General features: G+C 44.6%; 7 protein-coding genes. 2 read left to right on the top strand and 5 right to left on the bottom strand.

Annotation, left to right across the window (positions count from 1 at the left end; translation table 11 throughout):
* Positions 1-187: 187 nt before the first annotated feature.
* The 4 genes from ACXLDX_RS07210 to ACXLDX_RS07195 form a co-directional block, all read right to left on the bottom strand.
* Complete coding sequence (locus ACXLDX_RS07210; protein WP_457576516.1) at positions 188-1,594, bottom strand: beta-barrel assembly-enhancing protease; 1,407 nt, start codon at positions 1,592-1,594, stop codon at positions 188-190.
* 19 nt (positions 1,595-1,613) lie between these two features.
* Positions 1,614-2,639: an NAD-dependent epimerase/dehydratase family protein gene (locus ACXLDX_RS07205; RefSeq protein WP_457576515.1), complete on the bottom strand. Its 1,026-nt coding sequence runs from the start codon at positions 2,637-2,639 to the stop codon at positions 1,614-1,616.
* Positions 2,615-4,243 carry a fatty acid CoA ligase family protein gene (locus tag ACXLDX_RS07200; protein WP_457576514.1) on the bottom strand — a complete coding sequence of 543 codons (1,629 nt, stop codon included), beginning with the start codon at positions 4,241-4,243 and terminating at the stop codon, positions 2,615-2,617. The genes ACXLDX_RS07205 and ACXLDX_RS07200 overlap by 25 nt, the downstream gene beginning before the upstream one ends.
* A gap of 278 nt (positions 4,244-4,521) precedes the next feature.
* Positions 4,522-5,403 (bottom strand): alpha/beta fold hydrolase, encoded by an 882-nt coding sequence (locus ACXLDX_RS07195; RefSeq protein ID WP_457576513.1) that lies wholly within the window; start codon positions 5,401-5,403, stop codon positions 4,522-4,524.
* A 431-nt stretch (positions 5,404-5,834) separates the two neighbouring features.
* Between ACXLDX_RS07195 and ACXLDX_RS07190 the strand changes: the two genes are divergently transcribed.
* The gene (locus ACXLDX_RS07190) at positions 5,835-6,035 is read left to right on the top strand and encodes a cold-shock protein (protein ID WP_228856959.1); all 201 of its coding nucleotides are present in this window, start codon (positions 5,835-5,837) and stop codon (positions 6,033-6,035) included.
* A 184-nt stretch (positions 6,036-6,219) separates the two neighbouring features.
* Here ACXLDX_RS07190 and ACXLDX_RS07185 read toward each other — a convergent pair whose 3' ends face one another.
* Complete coding sequence (locus ACXLDX_RS07185; RefSeq protein ID WP_457576512.1) at positions 6,220-7,956, bottom strand: NAD-dependent malic enzyme; 1,737 nt, start codon at positions 7,954-7,956, stop codon at positions 6,220-6,222.
* A 72-nt stretch (positions 7,957-8,028) separates the two neighbouring features.
* On the opposite strand from ACXLDX_RS07185, the gene ACXLDX_RS07180 reads away from it, so the two are divergent.
* Entirely contained in the window at positions 8,029-9,078 is a 1,050-nt protein-coding gene (locus ACXLDX_RS07180) for a KamA family radical SAM protein (protein ID WP_457576511.1), read from the top strand.
* Positions 9,079-9,270 lie beyond the last annotated feature (192 nt).

Here is a 9,270-nt window from a genome sequence, read left to right as displayed (position 1 = left end):
CATTTGAATTCCTTATCAATTGAAATTTCCAGTGATTTTTGACCGTAGGCTAGCCTGATAAAACAGGCCCAATCCACAATTTGGCTGAATTTCATGGGTAATCAAGATAACTTTTGTTATTTAGAAGAAAATTTAATTTTTCAAGACACCTTCATTGTTACAATACGAATTTCGCTTAAACCACTGATCATTTTCTCAACCGTTTTATTTTCTTTAATAATTTTTTACTTTTTTCACGAATTTCCGGCGACAGATTCTTACTGTTCAATGCGCTCCGTAAACTCATTTTTGCAAATTTGAGTTTACCTTCATAAAGATAAAACTTGCCGAGATAGTATGAGGAAAGGCCGGCAAGGTTTTCATCGGCAGCTATTTTCCCAAGCTGAAAATAGGCATCTGAATATTCCGGCATTTGAACAACAACCCGCTGCAGATAGTTTCTCGCCTGTTCAATCTTCCCAAGTCGATAGTAGATTTTCGCCAGGGCAAAGGTTGCATACATATCGAGATTATTTTTCTGCAACACATTTTCAAATGTCCGTTTTGCACTCCTCAGTCTGCCTTCATCAAATTCTATCATTCCCCTGTCTGTCAGTAATATTGTTTTATCCGGGAAAAACTCTATGACTTTCCGGAGATATTCCAGGGCATGTCTATAATCATTTTCCTTTCGGGAAATCTGTGAAAGACCATAATCAGCCATGATACGCGAAAACTCTGATGTTTTTTTATCCGCCAGAATTGAAGCCAGAGCGGCTTTCAATCCGGCTGCATCTTTAACCTGAGAGAGAATTCTGTATTTAAACCGCATGAAGGCAAAATCATTTCCTTTTGCAAAATCCTGTTTATTGCGGTCTTTTTCTATATCAATAAGGGACTGAATATACTCAAGTCTCGCTTCCGGATTAGGATGGGTCAACAGATACTGGGGCAGCTTATCACTCCTGTAACGGGCGATTCTGCGCATGGATTCCAGCATTTTAACCTGTGCCTGTGGGTTTCTGCCCATTTTTTCCATCCATTCAAAGGCAAGCAGATCGGCCTCTTCTTCATCAATCCGACTGTAATGAAGATTTATGCTCTGGCCGGTTGCCAGCGCCCCGGTCAGCAGAACCGGGGCAACAGTCCCTCCAAATGCCACAGCGGCCACAGCCATACCAAGGGTCGCCAGACTTGTGTATTTCCCCTTTTCTACCCTGGAAGCCAGGTGTCGTTTAACAATATGTCCGATTTCATGGGCTATTACCGAAACAAGCTCATTTTCGGACTGCATGGTGCCGATTAATCCGGAATGGAGAAATATAAGCCCTGAGGGTGCTGCAAACGCATTGAATTCCTTATTGTTTATTACAAAAAAATGATAATCAAAATACTGTACCCCGGCAACTTCAAGAATACTCTGACCGAGGTTGTTGAGATATTGCGATATATCCGGGTCATCAATCAGGTCAAAGGAGGACCGGACAGAATAAAGCAGTTTTTCCCCCAGCTCACGCTCATCACCAATAGTAAAGGCAAATACTCCAGCTGCATTGACCAGACAGAGAGTGAAAACGAGTACAGTGACAACAAATTGAAAAAAGAATTTTCTCATGGTCCAAGAAATACTCCTTCTAAAGTAATGCTTTTGCCCAGGCGACAAGCTGTTTCATTCCCTCTTCAATGGAAACAACCGGCCTGTAATTCAAATCCTTTTCAGCATTTTCGTGTGAGAAAAAATGAGAATGTGCAAGTTGATAAGCGAGAAACCTTGTCATACGCGGCTCCCCCCGCAACCTGAATAGTGTGTATATCATTTCATAAACCGCCCCGACCCCGCATGCAACCGGAAAAGACACTTTTTTCCTGAGCGGAGGAATCCCCAGTTCCATAAAAAGAGTATTTATCCATTCCCACAGAACAACAGGCTTTTCCTGTCCTATAAAATAGGCTTTTCCTGCACTGGTGGCTGAAGTGGATAGATTATCCGCAGCAAGAACATGAGCATGAGCAACATTTTCTATAAACGTGATATCCACAAGGTTTTTTCCCGAACCGACAATGGCCAGTTTTCCCTTTCTGCCGCTTTCAATGAGCCGGGGAACAAGATGAGGATCCCCCGGTCCCCACACAAGATGTGGTCGAATGGCACAACTCTTCACCTGCAGGCTGTTGGCCAAAAGCACCATTTTTTCAGCCAGCACCTTACTTTTAGCGTAATGACATAAAAACCGGGTTGCATACGGCAGGGCTTCATCCTCGCCGGCTATATTTTTCTGGCTGAAAACAACGGAGGGAGTCGAGGTATAGACAAGGTATGGAACACCATTTTTCCTGCAACCCTCAAGAACATTTTCCGTACCGACCACATTGGTGTCGTAATAGGCTTTCCATTTTCCCCAGATTCCAGCCAGAGCCGCCACATGAAACACACAGTCAACTCCCTTTGAAGCCTGAATTACAGCCTGTCTGTCGCGTATATCTCCTACCCTGCAGTCAACACCAAGTGATTCAATCTCAGGGTAAGATTTCCGACCAATCACCCTGCAATTTACATTATTCTCAAGGAGCAGCCTGACTACTGCCTTGCCGACAAAACCACCACCACCTGTTACCAGTGCCGTATCTATATTTTTCAGGAGAGTTTCTCTTCCGCCCATAGTGCAAGTTTCTCTCGAAATATTTTAGCGTTATGCCGGATATCAACTGGAAAACTTTCATGCACAAGAAAATATCTCACAGCCTCTGTAAGCGTATTTTCTGATGCCAATGTCTCAATTTCCCCGAGCAGTTTTTCCGGATCCGTATTTTTTATGTCAGACGGTTCTACAATAATAACAGCATCCGCGCATTTTCCCTGGCGGTCTCTGCCGATCCCAACCAGGGCTGAACGATAGACATCAGGATGCTCATTAATGATCGCTTCACAGGGAACAGAATAGAGGGTTCTGTCTGCAAGCTCAACCCTGTGTGCCTTCCTTCCACAGAACCAGAGTCTCCCACGCCCATCAAAATACCCCATATCCCCCATACGGTGCCAAAGTCCTTTTTCATCCGCAATCTTTGCAAGATTGGTCTCTTGATCATTATTTTCGTAGGCTTTGGTGACGACATCACCCTGAACAATTATTTCGCCAATGTGGTGTGGCGGAAGCTCTCTGACCTCACTGAAATGGGGTATCGGCCCCTCCACCATCGCAATTATCTTTATATTTATACCAGGCAGCGGAAAACCCACACAGGTTCCCTTACCTGTCCTGCTTTTTTCCCAGGTATCAGCCAGAATCTCCCTGCCGCGGATAGAAGCTATCGGCAGACTTTCAGTAGCACCATATGGCGTGAAAATTTCCGAATTTTCAGGGAGTATTTTTGTTACCTTTTGCAGAAGATCCCACGGGACCGGAGCCCCTGCCATGAGAATTTTCCTGACACTTTTCAATACAATTCCCCTTTCTGCACAATACCTGCCGACCACATTCCATATTGCAGGAGAACCAAAAGAATAGGTGACATTGTAGCGATTTATCGCATCAACAAATTTCCGGGGATCAACCCTCGCCGGACGGGTGGGGTCCATGTCAGGAATAACTGCACAGCCTCCAAGAGCTGTTGTAAAGAGGGCGAAAAGAGGAAATGCAGGCAGATCAATGTCACCATCACCTATCTGATAGTAGTCACGAATCAACCGGAGCTGGGCTGCGAAGATCGAATGTTCATAACGAACTCCTTTGGGTGGTCCCGTGGACCCGGTAGTAAAAATAATTGCCGCAAGATCATCTCCGGATGGTTTGAATATTTCCGATAAAGAGGCGGTCCCTTCTTTGCCTGCCTTCCGTATATCCCTGCCCAGCAGATTAAACGGAGATGGTCCGCAGCAAAAGGTCTTTGTCACAGACTTAAACTGTTTTCTGAAAATCCTGCTGAAGAGAACCGCTCTCGGGATACCAATCAGTACATCCGGACGTACCCTCTCAATGCAGCCAAGCAGATTTTTATATCCCATGCCGGGATCAATCAACACAACCGGAGCCCCGATTTTAAACAGTGCGAATGTCAGACAGATAAATTCTGCCGAAGGTTTGACCATCAGCATAACCCTTTCACCGGGCTCGACACCCTTTTCTTTCAGGTAAACAGCGAACCTGTCAGATAATACATTCAATTGTCCGAACGAAACTCTTCTCCCGTTTTTCGCCTCGATGAGTCCCGTTTCATTTTTTTTCCGTCTGGAAATTCTTTGTAAGGTTTCCGCTATATTCTCCACAGCCATTCCTTCACAGGTTTCAGTGTATTTACTCCCAGTCACCCCAGCTTTTCACAGTCTCTTTTGTCCGCACAGGTAATTTAGTGCCTGTCCATAGTTGGTCTTTTTGCCCGATATCTGTGTTGCCCGAAAAATTTTATCCTCGGTTGAGCTATGTAACATAAGCCGCAGGCGGGATGGCGCGAAAAAAGACAAGCAAGATACGTCAGAGCAGTGTTGACGGGACACTAGCCTGATAAAGCAGGCATATCTACAATTCGGCTGATTTTCATGGGTAATCAAGTAGGAATTTTTCTGTTCAACTCAAAAAATTCAGCAACAATCGGCTTGATCTCATGAAATTTATCTTCCAGAACATAATGACCTCCATCAAAAAAATAATGGGTTTCGCAATCTGGGAATCGATCAATCCACTGCTCGAAAAAAGAATCATTAAAACAGAAATCCTGCCCTCCCCACAGGAGGAGCAGGGGGATGTTTTGTCTTTTCAAACGTTCAAGTCCGTTTTCTATCGTGACCAGACGATTATAGCTTGGGTGCTTGCTGCTCATGGGAATATCTTTGACAAACCTGAACACAGCAATCCTGTTTTCCCAACTGTCATAAGGTGCCAGGTACGCCGCCGCCACTTTTTCCGGCAGTTTCTTTTTTACGGCCATAAATCTGGCAGGTCCGGCAAAACCATTCAATTTCCTGACCAGAAATTCCCCAAACAGGGGAATTCTGCAGATTCCAATCCTCATCGGCATGCGGGTTGAACGAAAGGCCGCACTGTTCATAACAACCAGTCTCTCCACCATATCGGGATGATCCACGGCATAGCCAAAGCCGATAGCTCCTCCCCAGTCATGAACCACCATCGAAAATCGTTCGACCTTAAGATATTTTAACAATTCTGACAGGTTGTCAATATGTCCGGCAAGATTATACTGATAGTCAGCAGGTTTGTCCGACAAACCGCACCCCAGATGATCAAGGGCGATAACCCGGTACTGTTTTCTGAGAAGAGAGATGAGTCTTCTGTAATAATAGGACCAGGTCGGATTACCATGAACCATTATGATAACAGGCCCGTGGCCCTCATCAATATAATGCAGATTGCCGCCTTTCAGAGACAGGTAGCGGGATGCAAAAGGATATTCAGGGTATTTTGTTTTCAAAACGATCCAATATTCAAAATTATTTCTGAAAAAATCAGGATATCTGCTTCGCCCGAGAAATTTTATCCTCGGTAAATCAATTATATGCCTGCGGTAAAATTTCCCGTGCGCCTCGATCTCGAACAAAAATCCTCATTTCCGGCCAGACACAAGCTAATCAAATATGAGCAAGAGTACAATTTTTTCCATTATTTTACTCAAATTCCGGTCACTATCTTCACCAAACAGGAATAAATCTGTTGCTTTTATTCATATGTTATGCTAAACGGTTTCTATTGCTGCACTATTGTAGGTCTCTGAAAAAATATTTGATCTATACACAGACCTGATGGTTTTGTGCCTTGTTTGGAGTGCGGTAACAAATCATCCGGCCCGTCGGCCGGAAATATATTAACAGTTCATGTTGAACTGAGCACAAGAGGAGTAGTACTATGGCAGAAGGAACAGTTAAGTGGTTTAATGATGCAAAAGGATTTGGTTTTATCGAGCAAGATGGTGGACAAGATGTTTTTGTGCATTATTCCGCTATCGTAACTGAAGGTTTCAAATCTCTCGAAGAAGGTTCCAGGGTCAGCTTTGAAATAACAGACGGCCCTAAAGGTCCTGCTGCCGAAAATGTTCAGAAACTGTAATTTTCAATAGTAGACGGCTGAAAACAAAAACCCCGCTCAATAATTTTTGAGCGGGGTTTTTGTTTTTCCAAATTACTCAGATATCCCAGCTTTCCCGATCTCTTTTGTCCGCATAGGTGGTCCTATTGCAAACAAAAGAGCCTGCAGAAATCAGGAATGGTGCCCATAAGCAATTACCATGTGGCTACATAGGCACCAATGGCAGATATTGCGGTTTCCACCTGATATTCTCAATCAGTTTCTCCATCCTTGCCCTGTCACCATCGTGCTGAAAATCGGAATAAATACAGGGGCGACTGACTCCGTTTTCCACGGCTGACATTGCCACGGCAAGGGCAACTTTTTTACCTATCGAACTGATCTGGCTGACATCCGGCATGAGGTTTCCTGCGGCCAGATCATCAGAAGAAACAGAGTCTGCAATTGCACGCGCCGCTGCCGTAAAGAACTGCGGCAATACCTCCCTGGCCCCCGATACCAGTACCCCGAGTCCGACTCCCGGAAATACGAAGGCGTTATTGCATTGACTGACCTTAAATGTGTCTGCCATTGACTCCATGGAAGCACATGGACTGCTTGTGGCCACAAGGGCGCCATCATCCGTCCACTTACGCATATTGTGGCAGAAGATATCAGGCGTGGAAACATGATGAAAAAGAGGTAAAAGAAGCGGATTGGCAGTGTTTTTCCTTATCGCTTCAATAACCTCTTCCCGAAAGCAGAATTCCTGTCCTGAAGTTCCAATGAGAGCAGTAGTCCCACTGTGCCTGATTACAGTAAGATTGTCAGTTTTACCGATATCCTTGATCCAGGGAAATTCCTCAGGGTCTTTTGCAAATTTTTTCTTGTAAAATTCAACACTGCGATTGCTGGTAACCAGTCCTTTTGAATCAATAATAAATATTCTATTTGCAGCTTCTTTTTCAGTCAGACCCTGCATTACCAGGCAGTTCAGTATCTGTTCTCCGATACCTACGCCCCTTACACCGGCTCCATGAATGAGATAAACCTGGTCCTCCAGTTTTTCCTTCTTTATCTTTACCGCGGAAAAAATAGCGGCTAAAGTGGCAGCTCCCGTCCCCTGGATATCATCATTAAATGAGATTATCTCATCAACAAAAGCATCTCGTATCGAAAATGCATTGTGCTGAAAAAAATCCTCCCACTGGCAGAGCGCGTTAGGGAACACATTTCGAAACGCCCTGACAAACCGTCCCATGAAGGAGAGATATTCCTCCCCCTCCAGTCGCCTGTGCCGCCAGCCAAGGTACTGGTTATCAGCCAGCAGTTTCTCGTTGTTTGTTCCCACGTCAAGGGAAATGGGAAGACAATGCCAGGGGGCAATTCCAGCACCCTGGGTGTAAAGCATGAGTTTTCCAAGGCACACCGCAATACCACCGGCCCCCTGGTCACCGATACCAAGAACTCCCTGGTTGTCCGTCACCACGGCTACGCGGATATCACGATTGGCATATCTTCTGAGAATATCTTCAGCATTATCGATATTTCCCGGATAAAAGTGAAGTCCATTCGCCTGCCTGAACATTGACGAAAATTTCTGTACTGCCATCCCGACGGTCGGAGTATAGATCAGCCTCATGAAATGCTCTATATTTGACCGAATCAAGGCATGAGTGAGCGTCACATTTCTATTAAAAAGAGAGCGGATAAAAATATACTTTTCAATATCATCAACCTTGTCATCCACCTTCATCCGCGTACTTTCGACCTGAGCCTCCAGATCCCGTACTCCCGGCGGCAGGGAAGCCTGCAGTGCCAGCTGTTCCCTTTCCTTTTTGCTGAAAGCTGTACCCTTGTTTATATAGCTGCAGGAACTGACGGAGGCACCGCTGGCATAGGTGATTATCTCTCTTGTATTTCCATACTCATCGTATTTAAATCTATATAAATTTGCTGACATAAACACTCCCTATACATAATCAGGCAAACACTCGATTGACAATTTTCTCTCTTTACCCCATAATATCCGGCCATGGAAACATGGCAAAGAATATTACACAACAGTATCACTTCTCCGGAAGAACTCCTTAAACATATAGCATGTGATAGTACAGCATTAAGGGATGTAATAGCAAACTTTCCCATGCGAATAAACCCATATTTTTTAAAATTAATACAATCAGCCGATGATCCCCTTGGAAAACAAGCCATTCCCACCCCTGAAGAAATTCAGGATTTCACCTGCATGACTGATCCGCTGGGAGAAGATTTACGCAGCCCTGTACCCAATCTTGTCCATAAATATCCGGACCGCGCTCTCTTTCTGGTCACAAACCAATGCGCCATGTACTGTCGTTTCTGCACGCGCAAGAGAAAGGTCGGCACTGACAGGCTGCATGTCACCGAAGAAACGCTGGAAGCCGGATACGAGTACCTCAGAAAAACACCGACTATACGGGAAGTTCTCATTTCAGGAGGTGATCCGTTTCTTCTGGAAGATGAAAAAATCAGAAAGATCCTCTCCAGGCTCAGGAATATCCCATCCGTTGAGGTCATCCGTATCGGCACACGGGTACCTTCTGTCCTGCCCATGAGAATAACAGAAAACCTGGTGAGAATCCTAAAAGAATTCCATCCACTTTATATTAATACACATTTTAATCATCCATTGGAAATCACAAAAGAATCTTCCAGGGCCTGTTCCCTTCTGGCTGATGCCGGTATTCCCCTTGGTTGTCAGACAGTTCTTCTGAAAGGAATAAACGACAACCCTGAAACCTTGAAAAAACTGTTTCTTTCTCTTCTGAAAATACGGGTAAAGCCCTATTATCTTTTCCAGGCAGACCTGACCAAAGGAACAGATCATTTCCGCACACGAACTCATATCGGAATCGATATAATGCGAAATCTCTATGGTCATATTTCCGGGATGGCCATCCCCACATTTGCCCTCGACGGTCCAGGCGGAAAAGGAAAAATCCCTCTTACTCCCGACTACATCATCAACAAAGGAAAAAACCTCACTTTTAAAAATTATCTCGATGAAATCTGTACCTATCCGGAAACCGGTGACGGAATCTGATTTGCGGAAAAACCGAGTTTTTTTCCACCCGCCTTGCACAGTCCAACTCTTTAACGCTATACTGGAATTGATAAGTGTTTTTTACAGTCACCTGTGAACTCCTCATTTTTGCACGTATACATGATCAGTACAGAGAAACTGCAATTTGGGGATAGCAGAAACACATCTGGCCTGACAGATCTGAAATCATGA

The organism is Desulfomarina sp. (genome assembly GCF_054039375.1).
The sequence above is the reverse complement of the archived record's forward strand: the minus strand, read 5'-3'. Positions and strand labels throughout refer to the sequence as shown.